Source organism: Actinokineospora guangxiensis (assembly GCF_042657845.1).
GTDB classification, from domain to species: Bacteria; Actinomycetota; Actinomycetes; order Mycobacteriales; family Pseudonocardiaceae; genus Actinokineospora; species Actinokineospora guangxiensis.
Genome location: NZ_JBHSKF010000002.1, coordinates 381,297 through 401,622, shown reverse-complemented (window position 1 = coordinate 401,622; position 20,326 = coordinate 381,297). Strand labels below are relative to the sequence as shown.

Annotated in this window: 15 protein-coding genes; 9 read left to right on the top strand and 6 right to left on the bottom strand. The window is 74.2% G+C overall.

The features are described from left to right. The first annotated feature begins 11 nt into the window (after positions 1-11). The 9 genes from ACFPM7_RS05595 to ACFPM7_RS05555 all read left to right on the top strand — a co-directional run bounded on the left by ACFPM7_RS05595 (position 12) and on the right by ACFPM7_RS05555 (position 9,790). A complete protein-coding gene (locus ACFPM7_RS05595; RefSeq protein ID WP_378244521.1) occupies positions 12-1,163 on the top strand; it encodes an FAD-dependent monooxygenase in 1,152 nt (383 codons plus the stop codon). Between the two features lie 66 nt (positions 1,164-1,229). After that, positions 1,230-1,979: a methyltransferase gene (locus ACFPM7_RS05590; RefSeq protein ID WP_378244519.1), complete on the top strand. Its 750-nt coding sequence runs from the start codon at positions 1,230-1,232 to the stop codon at positions 1,977-1,979. Positions 1,980-2,059: 80 nt separating this feature from the next. After that, positions 2,060-3,097: an acyl-CoA dehydrogenase family protein gene (locus ACFPM7_RS05585; protein ID WP_378244517.1), complete on the top strand. Its 1,038-nt coding sequence runs from the start codon at positions 2,060-2,062 to the stop codon at positions 3,095-3,097. Beyond that, entirely contained in the window at positions 3,094-3,900 is an 807-nt protein-coding gene (locus ACFPM7_RS05580) for an alpha/beta fold hydrolase (RefSeq protein ID WP_378244515.1), read from the top strand. The genes ACFPM7_RS05585 and ACFPM7_RS05580 overlap by 4 nt, the downstream gene beginning before the upstream one ends. Positions 3,901-3,903: 3 nt before the next feature. Then, on the top strand, positions 3,904-5,046 hold the full coding sequence (locus tag ACFPM7_RS05575) for a cytochrome P450 (RefSeq protein ID WP_378244513.1): 1,143 nt from the start codon (positions 3,904-3,906) through the stop codon (positions 5,044-5,046). 14 nt (positions 5,047-5,060) lie between these two features. Beyond that, the gene (locus ACFPM7_RS05570; protein ID WP_378244511.1) at positions 5,061-7,055 is read left to right on the top strand and encodes a KedN5 family methylcobalamin-dependent radical SAM C-methyltransferase; all 1,995 of its coding nucleotides are present in this window, start codon (positions 5,061-5,063) and stop codon (positions 7,053-7,055) included. Continuing rightward, a complete protein-coding gene (locus ACFPM7_RS05565; RefSeq protein WP_378244509.1) occupies positions 7,018-8,046 on the top strand; it encodes a polyprenyl synthetase family protein in 1,029 nt (342 codons plus the stop codon). The genes ACFPM7_RS05570 and ACFPM7_RS05565 overlap by 38 nt, the downstream gene beginning before the upstream one ends. 123 nt (positions 8,047-8,169) lie before the next feature. Next, a complete protein-coding gene (locus tag ACFPM7_RS05560) occupies positions 8,170-8,586 on the top strand; it encodes an EF-hand domain-containing protein (protein ID WP_378244507.1) in 417 nt (138 codons plus the stop codon). A 463-nt stretch (positions 8,587-9,049) separates the two neighbouring features. Then, positions 9,050-9,790: a carbonic anhydrase family protein gene (locus tag ACFPM7_RS05555; protein ID WP_378244505.1), complete on the top strand. Its 741-nt coding sequence runs from the start codon at positions 9,050-9,052 to the stop codon at positions 9,788-9,790. Positions 9,791-9,852: 62 nt separating this feature from the next. Here the strand turns inward: ACFPM7_RS05555 and ACFPM7_RS05550 are convergent, their stop codons facing one another. Genes ACFPM7_RS05550 through ACFPM7_RS05525 form a run of 6 tightly spaced genes read right to left on the bottom strand, consistent with a single transcriptional unit; the run spans position 9,853 to position 20,116 of the window. Beyond that, a complete protein-coding gene (locus ACFPM7_RS05550; RefSeq protein WP_378244503.1) occupies positions 9,853-13,962 on the bottom strand; it encodes a non-ribosomal peptide synthetase in 4,110 nt (1,369 codons plus the stop codon). After that, entirely contained in the window at positions 13,952-15,283 is a 1,332-nt protein-coding gene (locus ACFPM7_RS05545) for an MFS transporter (protein WP_378244501.1), read from the bottom strand. The genes ACFPM7_RS05550 and ACFPM7_RS05545 overlap by 11 nt, the downstream gene beginning before the upstream one ends. After that, the gene (locus ACFPM7_RS05540) at positions 15,276-16,514 is read right to left on the bottom strand and encodes an aspartate kinase (protein WP_378244499.1); all 1,239 of its coding nucleotides are present in this window, start codon (positions 16,512-16,514) and stop codon (positions 15,276-15,278) included. The genes ACFPM7_RS05545 and ACFPM7_RS05540 overlap by 8 nt, the downstream gene beginning before the upstream one ends. Beyond that, the gene (locus tag ACFPM7_RS05535; protein ID WP_378244497.1) at positions 16,511-17,365 is read right to left on the bottom strand and encodes a homoserine O-acetyltransferase/O-succinyltransferase family protein; all 855 of its coding nucleotides are present in this window, start codon (positions 17,363-17,365) and stop codon (positions 16,511-16,513) included. The genes ACFPM7_RS05540 and ACFPM7_RS05535 overlap by 4 nt, the downstream gene beginning before the upstream one ends. Beyond that, positions 17,362-18,747, bottom strand: coding sequence for an aspartate aminotransferase family protein (locus tag ACFPM7_RS05530; RefSeq protein ID WP_378244495.1), 1,386 nt, complete (start codon positions 18,745-18,747; stop codon positions 17,362-17,364). The genes ACFPM7_RS05535 and ACFPM7_RS05530 overlap by 4 nt, the downstream gene beginning before the upstream one ends. 16 nt (positions 18,748-18,763) lie before the next feature. Further along, positions 18,764-20,116 carry a SidA/IucD/PvdA family monooxygenase gene (locus tag ACFPM7_RS05525; protein ID WP_378244493.1) on the bottom strand — a complete coding sequence of 451 codons (1,353 nt, stop codon included), beginning with the start codon at positions 20,114-20,116 and terminating at the stop codon, positions 18,764-18,766. Positions 20,117-20,326: the final 210 nt, after the last annotated feature.

Below are 20,326 nucleotides of genomic sequence, written 5' to 3'. Positions count from 1 at the left end.
GAGGAGCCAGGATGATCCACATCGTCGGAGCAGGCATAGCGGGACTCGCCACCGCGGTGGCCCTGCACCGGGCGGGCCTGCCCGTGCGGGTGCTGGAGCGCGCGGACGCGCCGCGCTCGCGCGGCGGCGGGATCGGGCTGACCCCCAACGGGATGCACGCCCTGCACCACCTCGGCGTCGGCGGCGAGGTGGCCGCCCGGTCGGTGGTGCAGGCCGAGGGCGGCGTGCGCACCCCCGGCGGGCGCTGGATCGCCCGCAGCGACCTGGGGTTCGTGCACCGCCGCTACCGCGAGCACGTGCGGGCCCTCCCCCGGCGCGACCTCACCGCCGTGCTCACCGCCGCCCTGCCCGCTGACACCATCCACTACGGACTCCGCGCCATTCTGACCGATCCCGGTGGCGCGCACGGTCCCGCGCTGCTCGCGGTGGGCGGCGAGGTGGTGGCCAGCGAACTGGTCGTGGCCGCTGACGGCGTCCACTCCGCGATCCGCCACGCCCTGTTCCCCCACCACCCCGGCCTGCGGGACTGCGGATCGGCGAGCTGGCGGGCGGTGGTGCCCGCCGACGGCCTCGACCTCGTGCCCGCCGAGACCTGGGGCGCGGGCCTGCGCCTGTCGATCCTGCCGCTGCCCAGCGACCGCGTGCACTTCTCCGCCCTGGCCACCGACGCCGCGCGCGGCGGCGCCGATCTGGCGGCCCTCTTCGGCGGCTGGCACGACCCCGTGCCCGCGCTGCTGGACAGGGCGGCGGGCGGGGAGGTGCACGTGGACCGCATCACCGAGCTGCCGGTGCCGCTGCCCGCACTGCACTCCGGGCGCGTCGTGCTGGTCGGCGACGCCGCGCACCCCATGTCCCCCAACGTGGGGCTGGCCAACCTCGCTGTGGAGGACGCCGTCGAGCTGGTCCACCGCATCGGCGCCCCGGCCTGCTTCGGGGATGTGCGCGCCGGACTGTCGGACTACGACCGGGTGCGCCGCCCCCGGGTGGACCGCCTGGCCCGGATCTCCCGGTGGACGGGCCGGGTGGTGGAGTCGGCGGGCCCGGTCGCCGTGGCCGCCAGGAACGCCGCGACCTGGCTCGGCGGCCTGCTGCCGGAAGCGGTGTCCCGCCGCTCGATGGACACCCTGGTCGGCTGGGCCCCGCCCGGCGTTCGACCCGGCTGATTGCCCGCGGCGCGGCCGGGGCGGTGTGCTGGGGGCTCCGGACCCGCCGATTGCCATGGGACGTCAATGGACACCAGGGAATTCGAGCTCCGCATCGGGCAGACCATCATCGACGGCTACCGCGCCGACACCGGCCGCGCCGAGGTGTTCGAGCTGCTCGGCCGCCAGTGGGACCTGCTGGACGAGGTGTGGCCGCCGACGTACTCCCCCGGCGGTGAGCTGCACGCCGACCTGATCCCGTTCGCCGCGATGGGCGCATTCCTGGAGATGGGCAGCGGGGCCGGGGTGATGTCCGTGCTGGCCGCCCTCGGCGGGTGCCGCCGGGTCCTCGCGCTCGACCTCAACCCCGCCGCCGTCGCCAACACCCTGGCCAACGCCCGCAGGCACGGTGTCGCCGAGCGGGTCGAGGCCAGGCTGAGCGACCTCTACGCCGCGGTCCGGCCGGGCGAGCGCTTCGACGGGATCTACTGGAACCCGCCGTTCTTCGACGCCCCCGCCGAGCGGCTCGACGGCTCGCTCTGGCACGAGACGATGTTCGACCCCGGCTTCGCCAAGCTCCGCCGCTTCCTGGTCGATGGCGCCGCCCTGCTCACCCCGACCGGCCACCTCTACCTGTGGTTCGGCGAGGCGATGGGCAAGCCCGCGCTGATCGAGGACCTGGCTGCGGGAGCGGGCCTGGCCGTGCGCGAACTGCACCGCACGACCATGGACGAGATCCCCGCCGCGCTGGCCACCGCCCTGCCCGCCGATGTCACCTCCGGCGAGCGGCACGCCCAGTGGCACCTGCACCTGCTCCAGCTGGGGAGGGCGGCGTGACGGGGATTGCCGGGTCTGGGATGGTCGGGTCTGGGACGGTCGGGTCTGGGATGGTCGGGTCTGGGATGGTCGGGTCTGGGATGGTCGAGACCGCCACCGCGATCGCCGACACCGTGCTGCACCCGGCCGCCGCCGAGGTGGACGCCACCGGCCGCGTCCCCGAGAGCCACTACGCGCTCCTGGCCGCGGAGGGCTTCTACGGCCTCTTCGCCCCGCCCGAGGCGGGCGGCCCCGGCCTGGAGTTCGGCGCGGCCCTGCGGGTCATCGAGGAGCTGGCGTCCGGGTGCCTCACCACGACGTTCACCTGGCTGCAGCACCACGGCATCGTCATGGCGCTGCTGACCACGCCCAACGCGGAGCTGCGCGAGCGGTGGCTGGCCGCGGCCGTGCGCGGCGAGCTGCGCGGCGGCGGCGCGTTCTCCGGCGTCGTGCCGACCCCGCCGCGGGTGCGGGCCGAGCGCGGGCGGGACGGCTGGTCGATCAGCGGACGGGTGCCGTTCGTCAGCGGGTGGGGCGTGGTGGACGTGCTGCACGTGTCCGCCTACGACGACCGCACCGGCCAGGTGGTCAGCGGGATCGTCGACGCCCGCCCCGGGCCGGGGCTGAGCGCGCGGCCGCTGTCGCTGGTGGCCTGCCAGGGCAGCAGCACCGTGGTGCTGGACCTGCACGGGTTCGACCTGCCCGAGGAGCGGGTCACCACCCGGGTCGACCGGGACGCCTACCTCGCGGGCCTGCTGATCGGCCTGCGCGTGGACAGCGCCCTGTCCCTGGGCCTCACCGGGCGGGCCGTGCGGCTGCTCGCCGAGACCGAGGCCGGCTCCGCCGACGCGCTGCGCGCCGAGCGGGACGGGCTGCGGGCGCGCTTCGACGCCGCGCTCGGCGAGCCGCGGCGGCTGCCCGGCCTGCGGGCGGCGTGCTCGGAGCTGGCGCAGCGGGCCTGCGCCGCGGCGGTCGTCGCAGGCGGCGGGGCCGCGCTGCTCACCGGCCATCCGGCACAGCGGCTGGCCAGGGAAGCGCTGTTCACCCTGGTCGTGGCCAGCCGCCCGGCGGTGCGCTCGGCCCTGCTGGGAACACTGGCCCCGGCGGGCGCCCTCGCGGGCGTGGGGGGTGCGCGGTGAAGCGGGTGCCGATCGCCGACGGCCACCTGGCCTACGACGACATCGGCAGCGGGCCCGCGGTCGTGCTGCTGCACGACGGCACCCTGGACCGCCGCGTCTGGGACCCGCAGCGGGACCGGTTCCCCGGCTACCGGCTGCTGGTGCTGGACGCCCGCGGCCACGGCGAGTCCGCCACCCCGACCCGGCCCTACCAGCGCGCCGACGACGTCATCGCCCTGCTCGACCACCTCGGACTGCCCGCGGCGTTCCTCGTCGGGCAGTCCATGGGCGGCACGACCGCCCTCGACACCGCGCTCGACCACCCCGACCGGGTCAGCGGCGTCGTGGCCAGCGGCTGCGGCACCTCGCAGCAGTACTGGCGCGGCGCGTTCCTGGTCGAGCTGCTCGGCCGCCAGCTCGACGCGGTCCGCAGGCGCGACACCGCCGACTACATCGAGGTGTTCCTGCGCATGTGGGTCGACGGTCCGACCCGCGAGCCCGCGCGCTCACCCGCCGACATCAGGGAGTTCTGCCGGACCATGGCCGTGCACACCGCCACCCGCCACGCCCGCCCCAACCCCGTGCTGCCCGGCCGCGCCGAGGACTCGTGGGAGCGCCTGGCGGGCATCACCGCGCCGGTCCTCGTGCTCACCGGCGGGCTGGACTGCCCGGACGTGCACGAGATGGCCGACCGGATCGCCGCCGCCGTGCCCGGTGCGGAGTCGCGACGCTTCGCCGGCGCGGGGCACATGCTGAACCTGGAGCGGCCGGACGCCTTCAGCGGCGCGGTGCGGCGCTTCCTCGACTCCGCGCTGGTGGGGTGAGGCGTGGACCTGCGTGCGCTCGCGCTGCCCTACGACCGGCCGTCCCGCTACGACCCGCCACCGGCCTTCGCCGACCTGCGCGAGGCCGACCCGCTGGTGCGCCTACCCGGGGAGTCCGGGCCGTCGACCTGGCTGGTGCTCGGCGCCGACCTGGCCCAGCGGGTGCTCACCGACGCCCGCTTCTCCATCACCGCCCCCGGCGGGCACGCCGACACCGACTCGCTGCTGTGCGACGGTGCCGCCCACGCCCGCCTGCGCGGCCTGCTCGCCAAGGGGTTCACCGCCCGCGCGATCGAGCGCATGCGCCCCCGCGTCCGGGCGCTCGCCGACGCGCACGTCGCCGACCTCGCCGCCGCCGGTCCCCCGGCCGACCTGGTCGCGCACGTCGCGCTGCCGCTGGCCCGCGAGGTCGTCGCCGACCTGCTCGGCGTCGACATCGCCGACCGCGAGCGGTTCGCCGCCTGGGCGACGGCGATCTCCACCGTCGTCGGCGAACCCGACGGCGCGGCCGTCGCGGGCTGGACGGACCTGCTGGCCTTCCTCGGCGACCTCGTCGCCGCCCGGCGCGCCGACCCCGGCGAGGACATGCTCAGCGGCTTCGCCGCAGCGGGCCTCACCGACCGGCAGCTGGTGTTCGCGGGCGCCGCCCTGCTCGCGGGCGGCCAGCTGACCAGCGCCAACGCGCTGTCCATCGGCGTGGTCAAGCTGCTCGGCTCCGGCGGTCTCGCCGGGCTGGCCGACGAGGCGGCGGCCACCGCGGCGGCCGAGGAGGTGCTGCGCCACCAGGCCGGGATCAGCGGCGAGCCCTACCCGCGCTTCGCCGTGTGCGAGGTGCGGATCGGGGAGCACCGCATCGCCGCGGGCGACACCGTGGTCGTGCGCCTGGAGGCGGCCAACCGCGACCCGGACCGCTTCCCGGACCCGGACCGGTTCGACCGGACCCGGGACGCGGGCAGGCACCTGCGGTTCGGGTACGGGCCGCACCGCTGCGTCGGCGCCGCCGTCGCCCGCGCGCAGCTGGTCTCCGCGATCCAGGCGCTGGCGGAGCGGCTGCCGGGGCTGGCCCTGGTGCAGGCCCCCGAGGACGTGGTGTGGACCGGGGCCTGGCTCGACGACGGGCCCGCTGCGCTGCCCGTGACGTGGTGACCGGAGGAGGGGCGATGCGACCGTTGCGGGTGTGGCTGGTGCAGCAGGGCGTCTGGGCGATGTCCCTGGAGTCCATGCCGCTGGCCTCGGCGTACCTGAAGGCGACCGCGCTCGCCGACCCCGCCGTCGCCGAGGCCTGCGAGATCACCATCCACAACTTCGACGGCGGCGCGACCCTCTTCGGGATGGCGAACACCCTGTTCCACGACGGCGCGCCGGACGTGCTGGCGTTCTCGGTGCTGGGCTGGAACCACCGCGAGTTCGCCGCCCTCACCGAGACGTTCAAGCAGCTCAACCCGACCGGGTGGGCGGTGTTCGGCGGCAACCACGTCTCCGACCAGGGCACCAGGGTGCTCGCCGAGAACGCGGGCGTCGACATCGTGGTCAACGGCGAGGGCGAGTTCACCTTCCGGGACCTGCTGCGCGCCCGGCTCGCCGGAGCGGACCCGAGGGAGCTGCACGGCGTCGACGGCATCACCTTCCGCGGCGCCGCCGGGACTGCCGTGTCCACACCGGACAGACCGAGGATCGACAACCTGGACGAGATCCCGTCGCCGTTCCTCACCGGCGTCATCCCGATGGCGGGACCGGACGGCCGATTCCCCTACGACGTCGCGCTGATGGAGACCAACCGCGGCTGCCCCTACAAGTGCTCGTTCTGCTATTGGGGCGGAGCCGTCGGGCAGAAGGTGCGGGCGTTCTCCCGGGAGCGGCTGCGCGCCGAGGTGGAGCTGTTCGCCCGGCACAAGGTGCACACGCTGGTGCTGTGCGACGCCAACTTCGGGATGCTGCCCCAGGACCGCGACTTCGTCGCCGACGTCGTCGCCCTGCGCGAGGAGCACGGCTACCCGCGCGGCATCGAGGCGTCGTGGGCGAAGAACAAGTCCACGGTGTTCTACGACATCGTCCGCACCATGAAGGACGTCGGCCTGCACAGCTCCTTCACCCTGGCGCTGCAGACCCTGGACGAGGACACCCTCGACCTGATGAACCGGCGCAACATGAAAGTCAACGACTGGGAGGACCTGGCCGCCTGGCTCGCCTTCGAGGGCATGGACTGCTATGCCGAACTCATCTGGGGCGCGCCCGGGGAGACCGTCGAGTCGTTCATGAAGGGCTACGACCGCCTCGCCCAGCACGTCTCCCGGGTCGCCGTCTACCCGATGCTGATCCTGCCCAACACCGTCTACCACCGCGACAAGGAGCGCTTCGGGCTGGTGACCGTGCGCGGCAACACCGACGACTTCGAGTACCTGATCTCCCACGACACCATGTCGGCGAGCGACAACAGGTACATGCACCAGTTCATCTTCGTGTCCCGGCTCATCGCCGAGAACCCGGTGTTCCGCTACCTGTGGACGCCGCTGCGGCTGCTCGGCGGGATCACCCAGTCGGAGGCGATCCGCTCGCTGATGCAGTGGCTGACCACCGACGACGACCCGGCGGGCGAGCCGCTGCGCGCGGGCATGGCGAACTCCTTCACCGACTCCGACGTGCTGGCCCCGGTCCTGGTGCACGTCTACGGCACCGACGAGGCCAAGGACCTGTTGCGCCGGTGGTGGCGGGAGGCGCTGCGGCCGCTGGTGCTCCCGGAGCACCGCGACGTCCTCGACGCCGTGGTCGACTACGACCTGCTGACCCTGCCCGCCTACACCGCGCCCGGCCGCGCGCCGTCGGCGCGCTACGCCAACGAGCGGTTGCCCGTGGTCGACCTCGACGGCGATCCCCACCACGTGCGCGCCGACGTGGCGCTGCCCTGCGACGTGCCCGGCGTGGTCCGGGCCCTGCGCCGCGACGAGCCGCACCAGCCCGCCGTCCGCCCGGTCACCACCTCGCTCTACTACAAGGCGGGGGCCGAGGCGTTCCTGCCGTCGACCAACCACGAGGAGGTCGTCTACTACATGGGCAAGTCCGAACAGCAGGTACGCCGGGTGCCCGACCGTCCCATCCCCGAGGCGAGGAGCCGCGAAGATGTCCGTTCAGGCGACAGAGGAAGCCCCGTCGGGTGATGCCGGGCTCGCGGGCCTGGTCGGCCCGGACGTCCTCGGGCTCCTCGGGCAGGTGCGGTCCCGGCTGGCCGGGCGGTGGGGCGGGTCGTCGCTGCTGGCCGCGACCTGCGGGCACGCCCTCACCCCGGCGGGCAAGCTGTTCCGACCGATCCTGCTCCTGGAGTCGGCGCTCGCCGTCGGCGGCGACCCGCACCGGGTGCTGCCCGCCGCCGTCGGCGCCGAGTCCGGGCACGTGGCGAGCCTGGTGCACGACGACATCATCGACGGCGACGACACCCGGCGCGGGCGGGCGGCCGCGCACGCGGCCTACGGCGTCGAGTCGGCGATCGTCGCGGGCGACGCGCTGATCTTCGACCTGTTCGCGGGCCTGGCCGAGTGCCACAGCGCGGGCGCGCCGGCCGATCGGGTGGTCGCGGCGCTGGGGGTGGTGTCGCGGTGCGGCATCGACCTGTGCCGCGGCCAGAGCCTGGAGGCGGAGTTCTGCGCGAGCGGTCGCTTCGACCACGACACCTACCTGCGCATGGTGCGCCTGAAGACCGCTGCCCTGTTCCGCGCCGCCTGCGAGTGCGGCGCCCTGCTGGCAGGCGGCGACGCGCGGCAGGTCCTGGCGCTCGGCCGCTACGCCCAGCACCTGGGCGTCGCCTTCCAGATCCGCGACGACCTGCTGCCCTACCAGGGCTCAGCGGGCAAACCGGACACCAGCGACGTGCGCAACGGCCGCATCACCCTCCCGGTGATCGTTGCCCACCGCACCGGCGACGCCGCCGACCGGGCGGCGATCGAGACCGCGCTGTCCGGGGTGGACGATCCACGGGCGGCGCGGGTGGACCTGGCGGCCGTGCTGGCCAGGACCGGCGCCGTCCGCGCGACGGCGCGCTGGGCACGGCACTACGCGGGGCTGGCGGTCGCCGCGCTCGCAGCCCTCCCCGACACCGCCAGCCGCGAGCGCCTGCGCGGCTACGCCGCCGCGGCGGTCGACCGGGACCTCTGAGGCGGGCCCACCCGAACAGGTGGCTGGTGTTCCCCGCCGTCCCGCGCCTTTGGTAGAGGTAGCGGGGGGACGCCGACGTCCCCGCCTGCCGTCCGCCCGCGCTCACGAACAGGTGTTGACGCCATGCCAGCTGCCAGAACCGGTGCCGACAGCGCAATCCAGGCAATCCAGTCAGTCCAGTCAGTCCAGCCAGCCCAGCCAGTCCAGGCGCTCCAGGCAATCCAGGCGCTCCAGCCCCACGACCCGCCGGGCTGCGCCGAACCGGACCGCACCGCGGTCACCCTCCCGCCGGACTCGCCCACCCCCCACCTCCGCGGCACACCCCCGGCCGACCCCCACCCCGGCGGAGCCATCACCCGAGCCGAGTTCCACCGCCTCCTCACCGCCCTCGGACACCCGGCCGCCGACGCCGCCTTCACCGCCCTGGACCGCGACCACGACGACCGCATCACCCGGGCGGAGTACGTCGCCGCCTGGGAGGACCACCTGCTCGGCGACTCCCCGGACGCCGCCCGCGCCATCGCGTTCACCGGGCTCTGACCGACCGGCCGCCGCCGGGACGCTGCTGCTCGGCGAGGGCCTGGTCCATCGCGGCGGCGACGGTGACGTCCCACCCGACCGCCCCGCCCACAGGTCCCGCTCCGCGGCGACCGCCGCCAGGTGCCCGACCCGGCGCAGATCACGGACGCGCCCGCACCTCGGGATCACCCAGGGCCGGCCTTTCCCTTGCTGGCAACGGTTTCCCGATACGGCGACACACACCGGAAACGGGCTCAGTTCCGAGTCGTGACCTGGGCGGATCACCCCGGCTCCAACGCCCGCGCGACCCGAGGACACCCGCAAACCCGATGTGACCCACTTCATAGTCCAGTTCTATCGTCTTCGTCCCCCAGCGTCCTTTTCGTCCCCGCAGTCTGGTGATTTTTCCGTTGCGACAACCGAGGTCCTAGCTCGACAGTGTGTCACCCGATCGGTTGATACATCGTGAGAACGGACCACGAGCGTGACCATCAAGCGCGTCGCCGCCACCCTCGTCCCCCTGTCGCTCGCCGTCGCCATGAGCGTCGCGAGCGGCACCACCGCCCAGTCGCAGGCTCCGAAGCAGAGCCCGGTCAACGTCACCCCCAACGCGGTGACGGTCGACCCCGGCCAGGCCCCGCTGCTGGTGACCTACGGCCACTCCGACCTGGAACTGCACTACGTGCGCAAGGACCAGGCGCAGGCCAACGGCTGCACCACACGCGACCACGAGGAGACCGAGGAAGCCGAGGTGGAGGCGGGCGCGGGCCACGTCACCCTCGCGGGCGTGCGGTACGACCTGGTGCAGTTCCACTTCCACACCCCCTCCGAGCACCGCTTCGGCGGCCACTCGCTGCCGCTGGAGATGCACCTGGTGCACAAGAGCGCCGCCGACCAGCTTCTGGTCATCGGCGTCCCGCTGCGCGCGGGCGCCCGCTCCTCTGTCGACACCGTCCTGGCCACCCTCGCCCCCGAGTGCGGCACCGACGTGCACCTGTCCGACTTCGACCTCAACACCCTGCTGCCCGCGAACCGCTCGACCCTGCGCTACCAGGGCTCGCTGACCACGGCCCCCTTCACCGAAGGCGTGCAGTGGATGCTGATGGCCGAGAAGACGGTCACCCAGGCCACCATCACCCGCTTCAAGAACCTCTTCCAGAACGGCAACTCCCGGGCCACCCAGCCCCTCAACGGCCGCGACCTCACCCTGGTCCCCCAGAACTGACCCCGAGCGCGCGCCGGGCCGCTGCCGTCGCAGGCAGCGGCCCAGCCGCGTCGAGCGGGTCGTCAGCCGATGACCTCCTCGGCGCGCGCGGTGATGCGCTGTTCGGTGGCCGCGATGGCGATGGCGATGGCGGTCGCCGAACGGCCGGTGAGGAAGCTGTAGTGGTCACCGGGGACCACCGAGTGGTGCGTGTGGCCGGGCAGGGCCGCCGCCCACTGCGCGCTGGTGTCGGTCGAGCCCGCCGCGGTCACGACGATCGTGTCCACGGTGACGGCGGGCGGCAGGTAGCCCGCGATCGCGGCGAGGTGGGCCCGGTAGACGGCGAAGCGGGCTGCCATGTCGGCGGCGACCTCGGTGCGGTCCCCGCTGGCGCCGAGGTGGGTGGCCAGCCAGGCCAGCTGGTCGGCGGCCGGGGTGCCTGCCGGGTCCGGGGGTGTCGGGGCGTTCGGGCCCAGGGTGCGGGCGGCGTCGGCCACGAAGTAGCCCGCCAACTCGTCCTCGGTCTGGGTCACCTCGTCGTGCACCCGCATCGGCGCGTCGAGCATCGCCACGAAGGCGACCCGCTGCCCTTGGGCCACAAGGGCGTCGGCGATGCGCAGTGACACCAGGCCGCCGAAGGACCAGCCGCCGATCCGGTAGGGGCCTTCCGGCTGCACGGCGCGGATGCGGCGCACGTACCTGTCGACCATCACCTCCAGGGAGTCGACCGGGTCGCTCCCGGGGCGCAGACCCTCGGCCTCCACACCCCACACCTGGTATTCCTCGGCAAGTTCCGCCGCGAGCGGGGCGTAGGTGTAGACGGTGCCGCCGACGGCGTGCACGAGGTGCAGCGGCGTCTCCCCCGGGCCGTCGGTGAGGCGGACCAGCGCGCTGGCGACCGCGGTGGCCCCCGCGCCGCCCGCGGCGGTGGCCTCCGCGCCGCCCGCGGCGATCTCCTCGCCGCTGTCCAGGTCGCTGTCGGGCAGGCCGTGCTGGTCGCGCAGCACCGCGGCCAGCCGCTCGACGGTGGGGGTCAGGAAGATCGCGGTCACGTCGGTGTCCACGGCCAGGTCCCGCCGCAGGCGGGTGATGAGCTGCATGGCCTGCAGCGAGTTGCCGCCGAGGTCGAAGAAGCCGCTCTCGACGCCCACGTCGGGCAGGTTGAGCAGGTCGGCGTAGATGTCGGCGAGGACGGCCTCCACCACGGTGCGCGGCGGGGTGCTGCCCGCGGCCACGCCGGCCTCGGCCGGGTCGGGCAGCCGCGAGCGGTCGACCTTGCCGTTGGCGTTGAGCGGGAAGGACTCCAGCACGAGCACGTGCGGCGGCACCATGTAGCCGGGCAGCCGGTCGGCCATGTGCAGCCGCAGGTCGGCGGGCGTCACCTTGGTGCCGTCGGCGAGCCGGGCGTAGCCGACCAGCTGCTTGTCGCCCGTGCGGTCGGCGCCGACCACCACCACGGCCTGGGCCACCGCGGGGTGCGCGGCCAGCGTCGCCTCGATCTCGCCCAGTTCGACGCGCAGGCCGCGGATCTTGACCTGGTCGTCGGCGCGCCCGAGGAACTGGAGGTTGCCGTCGGGCCTGCGCCGGGCGATGTCGCCGGTGCGGTACAGGCGGGCGCCCGCCTCCGCGGCGAACGGGTCGGGCACGAACCGCAGCTCGGTCAGCTCGGGCCGGTTCAGGTAGCCCCGGGTCACCCCCTTGCCGCCGAGGTACAGCTCGCCCGCGACACCGACCGGCACCGGCTCCATTGTGGAATCCAGCACGTAGGCGGTGTAGTTGGGCAGCGGCAGGCCGATCGGCGGCGGGTCGATCCCGTCGTTGGCGCAGCGCGCCATGGTGGCCCCGACGGTGGTCTCGGTGGGGCCGTAGCCGTTGATGAACCGCAGCCCCGGCCTGGCCCACTGGGCGACCAGGTCCGAGGAGAACGCCTCGCCGCCCGCGATCACCACCCGCAGGTCCGGGAACGGCTCGGCGGCGATCAGGTTGAGCACCGCGGGCGGCAGGCACATGAAGGTGATGCGCTCGGCGCGGATCAGGTCGGCGAGGCGCGGCGGCGACAGCAGCGTCTCGCTGTCGGCGAGCACCAGGCACGCCCCGGACAGCAGCGCGCCGAACATGTCCAGCACGGACACGTCGAAGTTGAGAGAGGCGAACTGGAGCACCCGGTCGCCGGGGCCCAGCGGCCAGTGCTCGATCTCCCCGGTGGCGAAGTTGACCGCCTGCCGGTGCTCGACCACCACGCCCTTGGGCCTGCCCGTCGAGCCCGAGGTGTAGATGACGTAGGCGACCGACGAGGGCTCGACCGGGTAGCCGGGGGCGGTGTCGGGCAGCGCGGACAGGTCCTCGGTGCCGATCCGCAGCACGTAGCCGGTCTCCCCGGGCACCGCCGAGGCGCTGGCCCGGTCGGTGACGACGACCTCCATGTGCGCGTCCTCGACCATGAACGCCAGCCGGGCGGCCGGGTACTCGGGGTCCAGCGGCACGTAGCCGCCGCCCGCCTTGAGCACGCCGAGGATGGCGGCCATCCGGTCCACCGAGCGGCGCATGCAGACGCCGACCAGCCGCTCGGGCCCGATGCCCAGCTCGCGCAGCCGCCGCGCGACCCGGTTGGCGCGGGCGTCCAGCTCGGCGTAGGTGACGGCCTCGTCCTGCAGGACGACGGCGATCCCGTCGGGGGTGGCCGCGACCTGGGCCTCGAACTTCTCGTGCAGGCACCAGTCCGGGTAGTCGACCGCCGTGTCGTTCCACTCGACCAGCTCGCGCGCGCGGTCCGCCGCGGTGAGCAGGGGCAGCCGCGACAGCGCCGTGCCCGGGTCGGCGGCGATCCCGTCGAGCAGCACCCGCAGGCAGCCCAGCAGCCGCTCGACGGTGCTCCGGTCGAACAGGGCGGTGGCGTAGGAGGCGACGACGCTGATCCCCGCGCCGCGGTCGGCGGCGGCCAGCAGCAGGTCGAACTTGGCCGCGGTGCCCGCCACGGCCGCGGGCCGGACGGTCACGCCCGCGGCCTCGTGCTCGCCCGCCGCGGCGTCGACCAGCTGCAGCCCCACCTGGAAGACGGGGTGCCTGCTCGGGTCCCGGTGCACGCGCAGGGCCTCGACCAGCTTGGCGAACGGCAGGTCCTGGTGGGCGTAGGCGCCCAGGACGCTCGTGTGGGTGCGGCGCAGCAGCTCGGTGAAGGAGGGGTCGCCGCTGAGGTCGCCGCGGATGGCCAGGGTGTTGACCAGGTAGCCGATCATCGGCGCCAGCTCGGGCCTGCTCCGGTTGGCGCTGACCGTGCCGACGACGACGTCGTCCTGCCCGCTGAACCTGTGCAGCAGCACCTGGAACGCCGCCATCAGCACGGTGAACAGCGTGGTCTCCGCACCGCGGGCCAGGGTGCGCAGCCCGTCGGCGAGGTCGGCGGGCAGCTCCAGGGTGACCACGTCGCCGTCGTAGGTCTGCACGACCGGGCGCGGGCGGTCGGTGGGCAGCTGCAGCGCGGGTGCGCCAGCCAGGGTGCTCTGCCAGTACTCGACCAGCTTGGCGGAGACTTCGCCGCGCAGCCTGTCGCGCTCCCACAGCGCGTAGTCGGCGAACTGCACGGGCAGCTCGGGCAGCCGGGGCGCGGCGCCGGTGGCCTCGGCGGCGTAGGCGGCGAGCAGGTCGCCGGTGAAGACCCCGAACGACCAGCCGTCGAACACGGTGTGGTGCACGACGACGATCAGGCGGTGGGAATCCGGGCCGCGCCGCACGAGGGTGGTGCGCAGGAGAGCGCCCTGGGCGAGGGCGAACGGGCGGGCGGCCTCCTCCTCGGTGACCGCCTCGACCCTGGCGTCGACCTCGGCGGGGTCGGTGGCGGCCAGGTCGACCAGCGGCAGCGGCTGCGGCGCGGGCGGGTCGACGACCTGCACGGGCGAACCGGTGGACTCGTCGGTGACCAGGCGGGTGCGCAGCACCTCGTGGCGCACGACGAGGGCGTCGAGGGCGCGGCCGAGGGCCTGGCGGTCCAGCGGCCCGTCCAGGTCCAGGGTGCCCGCGATCGTGTAGGTGGACTGGCCGGGAGCGAGCTGGTCGATGAACCACAGCTGCTCCTGCCCGAAGGACAGCGGCAGCCGGTCGGCCCCCGCCGGGCGGGGCGGGATGCGGTCGACCTCGTGGTCGCGGCCCTGGCGCAGCCGGGCCAGCATGGCGGTGCGGTCGGCGTCAGACAACATAATCGGTCTCCCGATCCTTCCGTCCGGGCGCGGGCGGTGACCCGGGCTCGCTTTCATCTGCGGAGGACTCCCCGGGCGGTTCCGGTATGGACACCAGCCGGTAGACCGGGGAGAAGAACAGCCAGGCCATCGGGACCGCCAGCCCGGCGACGCCGATGATCAGGCCGGTGCGCAGCCCGAAGGCGGCGGCCAGCGCCCCGCCCAGCAGCGCGCCGAGGGGGATCGTGCCGAAGAGCAGCAGCCGGTAGCTGGCGTTCATCCGGCCGAGGAGCCTGGTCGGTGTGACGCACTGGCGCAGGGTGAGCGCGTTGACGTTGAACACCGCCAGCGCGAACCCGTGCACGGCCAGCCCCCCGGCGAGCACCCCGAGCGCGGCGGGGCTCGCGTCGCCGGGCGCGACCAGCGCGACCGGGGACACGCACGCCAGCAGCGTGGCCAGCCGCAGCGCCCTGCCGAGGCCGAGCTTGCCGGTCAGCCGGGTGCACACCACCGCGCCGGTGAGCGCGCCCACCGCCCCGGCGCCGATGACGAAGCCGAGCTGGCCGACGCCGAGGCCGAGGTGGCGCACCGCGTAGACGGCGAACAGGGTGGTCACGACGTTCTCGAACAGGTTGAACGTCGCCGACTGGGTGGCCAGGTTGCGCAGCACGCGGTCGCCGAACACCGCGCGCAGGCCCTCGGCGATCGAGGCGCGCACGCTCACCCCCGGCTCCGGCGGCGGCGGGTCGGGCTCAGGGCGGCGGATGAACGCCATGCTGACCGCCGAGACCACGTAGGAGGCGCTGGTGACCAGGAGCGCGAACGGCGCGGTGAGCAGCCCGATCAGCGCGCCCGCCAGGCCGGGACCGGCGATCCCGGCGACGGAGTAGCTGGTCTGGATGCGGCCGTTGGCCTCGGCGAGCCGGTCGCGCTCGACCAGGCTCGGCACGTAGGACAGGGAGCCGACGTCGAAGACGACGGTGAGCAGGCCCAGCAGGAACCCGATCGCGTAGAGCAGGCCCATCGACAGGATGTCGGTGACCGCGGCGAGCGGGACCAGCGCGACCAGGGCGGCGCGGCCCAGGTTGCTGATCACCAGGGCCTGGCGGCGGCGGTGCCGGTCGAACCACACACCGACCAGCAGGGACACCACGACCGGGCTGTAGCGGGCGACGTTGAACAGGCCGATCTCGAACGGCCCCGCCGACAGGGTGATGACCGCGACGAGCATCAGGCCGAGTTCGGCGACCTGCGCGCCCGCCAGCGACACCGTCTCCCCGCCCCAGAAGCGCAGGAAGTCGCGGTCGCGCAGCAGCGGCTTGGTGGGGGTCCGCTCAGCCACCGACACCCACCTCCAGCGGCCGGTCGGCGCCGAGGCCGAAGGCGACGTGCAGGGCCCTGGCCGCCGGGGCGACGTCGGCGGCGGGCACGTGCGCGCAGACGCGGTTGGGCGAGGTGGTGAACAGCTGGACGTCCACATCGGATTCTTCCAGTGTGGACATCATGGTGGCGGCGACCGACACCCGCTCGGTGGCCAGGGAGCCGACCACGCTGACGCTGCCGACGTCCTCGCGGGCCGTGCCGGGCAGCCCCAGCTCGGCGAGGGTGGCGAGCACCCGGGCCGAGTCCGCCCCCGGCGCGGTGAAGCGCACCCCCGACGGCTCCACGATGACCGAGCCGACCGCGATCCCGGCCTTGGCCAGCGCCGCGGACACCGGGCCCGCGCCCGTCGCGGGGACGTGGAAGATCGGGTCGCCGCCGAGGTGCGCGACGCCGCGGATGCGGGCGCCGTCCACCCCGGCGCCGCGGCCCTGGCCGCGCACGAGGGTTCCCGGCTCGTCGGACAGGCTGGACCGGACGTGGATGTCGACGCCGTGCGCGGCCGCCAGCTCGACCGCCCTGGTCTGCAGCACCCGGGCGCCGGAGTCGGCGAGCTGCAGCATCTCGTCGTGGCCGAGTTCGGTGATCATGCGCGCCTCGGGCACCACCCTCGGGTCGGCGGTGAACACGCCCGGCACGTCGGTGAAGATGACGCACTCGCGCAGCCCGAGCGCGCTCGCCAGCGCGATCGCCGAGGCGTCGGAGCCGCCCCGGCCCAGCGTGGTGGTGTCGCCCGCGGGCGAGACGGCCTGGTAGCCGGTGACGAGGACGACGCGGCCGCCGTCGAGCGCGCGGGTGATCGGACCCGGGTCGACGCGCAGGAGCCGGGCGTTGCCGTGCGCGGCGTCGCTGTGCACCCCCGCTTGGGCCGCGGTCAGCGACACGGCGCGACCGCCCAGCTCGTGCACGGCCATGGCGGCCAGCGAGCACGAGATGGCCTCGCCGACCGACAGCAGGGCGTCCAGTTCCCTCGGGTCGGGCGCCGCCGCCACCTGGGCGGCCTGCTGGACGAGGAGGTCGGTGCTGCCGCCCATGGCGGACAGCACCGCGACGACCCGGGTGCCCGCGCGCTGCGCGGCCACGAGCCGGGCCGCGACCGCGCGCAGCCGGTCGACATCGCCCACGGAGGTGCCGCCGAACTTCCAGACCACTGTTTCCCTGGCGTCCCTGGCGGACTCGACACCGGTGGTCACCGCAGTTCACCGCCTCGGGCCCTGGCGAGTGCCGAGGCGTACACCAGGCTCGTCCAGTTGGCGAAGAACGTCCGGCTGTGGCTGCGCCACCGGCAGACCGGGTCGTCCAGGACGACGTTCGCGGGCGGGGGGACCGGCCCGGCGGCGGAGTCCCTGGCGTACTCGTAGGCCATCCGCGCGCCGTCGTACTCGGGGTGGCCGATGTGCATGAGCAGCCGGTGGTCGGCGGACTCGGCGATGACCGTCCCGGCGGGCGCGGGCGCGCGGCCGAGCACGCGCACGCGGCCCGCGGCTTCGGCGGCGGCGACGTCGTCCTCGTCGAAGCCCGCCATGCGGCTGTGCGCGGTCCAGAACCGGTCGTCCAGGCCGTCGCCGATCGGGTGGTCGGCGACGAGCAGGTCGGTCTCGTACGCGCCGGTCACCTTGGTGTCGTGGACGTGGGAGCCGACGCCGAGGCGCAGGTGCCCGACGGCGAGGCCGCCCCAGCACAGCCCGAGCACCGGCAGGTCCCGCACGTCGGCGTAGGCCAGCAGGGCGTCGACCTCGCCGAGGAAGCGCACCTGCGAGAACGGCAGGTGCTCGACGGCCGCGCCGGTGACCACGACGGCGTCCAGCTCGCCCATCTCGGCCAGATCGACGTAGTGGCCGAGGTCGGCGGGGTCGTCGTGGCGGTAGGTGCGGCCCGGCATGCGCAGCCACACCGGCTCGACGGGCGCGGACCCGGCGAACTGCGGGGTCAGCATCCGCTCGAACTCCGCCGCCTTGGGCATCAGGTTGAGCAGCCCGACCCTGGGCGGCGCGGTGAGCTGCCGGGGCAGCGGGTGGGCGGCGCGGAACGGTGCCTCGATCATCGCCCACCGCCGGTGAGGTCCTCGGTGACCGAGCGCAGGACGGCCTTGAGCACCGCGAGGGCGTAGTCGGCGAGGTCGGCGGTGAGGTTCAGCGGGGGCAGCATGCGCACCACGCAGTCCTCCCGGCCGCCGATCTCCAGGATCAGGCCGGCGCGCAGCGCCTCGCGCTGCACCCTGGCGGCGATCTCGGTGGCGCTCACCCCCGCCGACGGCACGCCGCGCATCTCCAGGCCGAGCATCATCCCGACGCCGCGCGCGTCGGCGATCAGCGGCGAGTCCGCGGCCAGCGCGCGCAGCCCGGCCAGCAGCCTGCCGCCGACCTCGCGGACGTTGCCGAGCACGTCGTCGCGGGCGACGACGTCGAGGAAGGCGACCCCGCTGGCGAAGGCGAGGTTGTTGCCGCGGAAGGTGCCGATGTGGCTGCCGGGCGCCCACCCGTCGAGCTTGCGGTGGTACAGGATGATCGAGACCGGCAGGCCCATGCCGGAGACACCCTTGGACGCGATGACCACGTCCGGCTCGATGCCGTACTGCTCGAAGGCGAACCAGGTCCCGGTGCGCCCGCAGCCGGTCTGCACCTCGTCGACCACGAGCGGGATGTCCTGCTCGGCGGCGAGCGCGGCGATCCGCTGGACGAACTCGACCGGCGCCGGGATCGCGCCGCCCTCGCCCTGCACCAGCTCCAGCAGGATGGCGGCGGGCTTGGGCACGCCGCCGTGGGTGTCGCGCAGGGTGTTCTCCAGCAGCGCCGCGCACCGGGTGCCGCAGTCGGCCTTGTCCAGGCTGAGCGGGCAGCGGTGGCAGTAGCCGTACGGGCTGAAGTGCACGCCGGGCAACAGGTTCGTCACCCCGTCCTTCGGGGCGCACTCGGAGGTGAAGGACATGGTGGCGTGCGTGGAGCCGTGGTAGGAGCCCTGGAAGGTGATCACCCCGCCGCGGCCGGTGGCCTTCTTGCACAGCTTGATCGCGGCCTCGACGCCGTCGGCGCCGGTCGGCCCACAGAAGTGGATCTTGCGGTCGCGCCGCATCGGCTCGGGCAGCATGCCCAGCTGGCGGCGGGCGAACTCGGCGCGCACCGGGGTCGGCAGGTCGAGGCCGTGGGTGAGCACGTCGAGCTGCTCGCGCACGGCGGCCACCAGCTCCGGCGGGTTGTGGCCCAGCGCCAGCACCCCGGCGCCGGTCAGGAAGTCCAGGTACCGGCGTCCGTCGACGTCGGTGATGTAGGGGCCGCTCGCGTGCGCGATCGCCACCGGCAGCCTGCGCGGGTAGGACCGCGCGCTGGACTCGGTCTCCTCCTGCGCCGACAGCAGCAGCTGCCCCTCGGGTCCGGGCACGGACAGATCGGCGACCAGGGGGTCGAAACCGCGGTCGATGATGGTCATCGCGTTCCTCGATCCGTCAGTGGGTGGAGGCCGGGAGCAGGTCGCCGTGGCCGGTGGCGGCCTCGGCCGTCAGGGCGCGCCGGGCGCTCTGCAGGATCGCCTTGGCGCGCAGGGCGAGCAGGCTGAAGGAGCCCGCGTCGCCGAGGCCGTGGCTGGACTCGCACAGCCCGTTGAGGAAGATCGGCGGCGCGTGCGGGTCGTCGGTGGCGACGCGGTAGTCGAGCCCGACGCGCAGCCCGGCTTCGGGGTCGACGCTGAGCACCGGCAGCAGGTCGGCCAGCAGCGGGGGCAGCGACTCGGCGCGCTCCCCGCCGCCCAGGTCGCGGAAGCCGGTGGCCAGCACGACCCGGTCCGCCGGGATCAGCTCGCGGGCGCCGGTCACCCGCTCGACGGTCGCCATCTGCACCCGGCCGTCGAGCTCGGCGACGTGCTCGATGACCCGGTTGGTGCGCAACGCGATCCGGTCGACGCCGTCCAGGTCGTCCTCGTAGAGGCGCAGGTACAGCGCATCGATGACGTCGCGGTCGGCCGAGGAGTAGTTGGTCGGGCGCAGCTGCTCCCGCAACAGCTGCTTGCCGTCGGGGGACGCGCCGTAGTAGTAGGTGACGAACTCCGGGAAGTAGACCTCCTCGGAGAACGGGCTGGTGTCCTTGAGCCGGTACCCGTAGCCGGACATGACGTTGGTGACGCGCGCCGCCGGGAACCGGTCCATGAGGTCCAGCACGACCTCGATGGCGCTCTGGCTGCCGCCGACGACGGCGATGGTGCCGGCGTAGGAGGCGTCCAGGTCGGCGATGCCGGGCAGGTAGTGGTTGGTGTGGAAGACCTTCCTCGGGTCGAGGCCCGCGAAGGCGGCGGGCACGTTCGGGGTGCGCCCCGGCGCGATCACCGCTCCCCTGGCGTGCACGACCCGGCCGTCGGCGGTGCGCACGGCCACCAGCCTGCGGTCGCCGCCGTCGACGGACCCGACGCTGGTCACCTCCTGGCCGTAGCGCACGTCGGCGGGGACCTCCTCGGCCACCCACTGCACGTACTTGGCGAACTCCTTGCGCAGCGGGTGGTGGGCGGGCACGTTCAGGTGCTTGAAGAGGCGGCCGTTCTCGTGCAGGTAGTTGACGAAGGAGTAGCGGCTGCGCGGGTTGCGCGGGGTGACGAGGTCGCGCGCCGGGTTGTTCTGGATGTCCGAGCCCGACAGCAGCATCCCCGGCTGCCAGCACGGGCCCGCCTCCCGCTCCAGGAAGAGGACCCGGGACGTGGGCCACAGCTCGTCGAAGGCGACGGCGAGCGCGATGTTGGCGGGGCCGAACCCCACGCACACCAGGTCCAGCACGTCGTCGGGCAGCGGTGCTGCCGAACCTCGTTCAGTCATGGACTTCCTCCGCATGGGTGACGGGACCGCCTGCCGGAACCGTGTCACCCATCCGTGTCGGAAACATGGGCGCAGCGCACCCAACTTGGATCGGCGCAGGTCATCCCGGCACCCGGGCCGCGCCGCTCCGCCGCACGGGCCGGACCGGGGGTGCGCACTACCCATGGACTACCCATGTCCGCGCACCGAAGCGGGTAGTCGCCACCCATC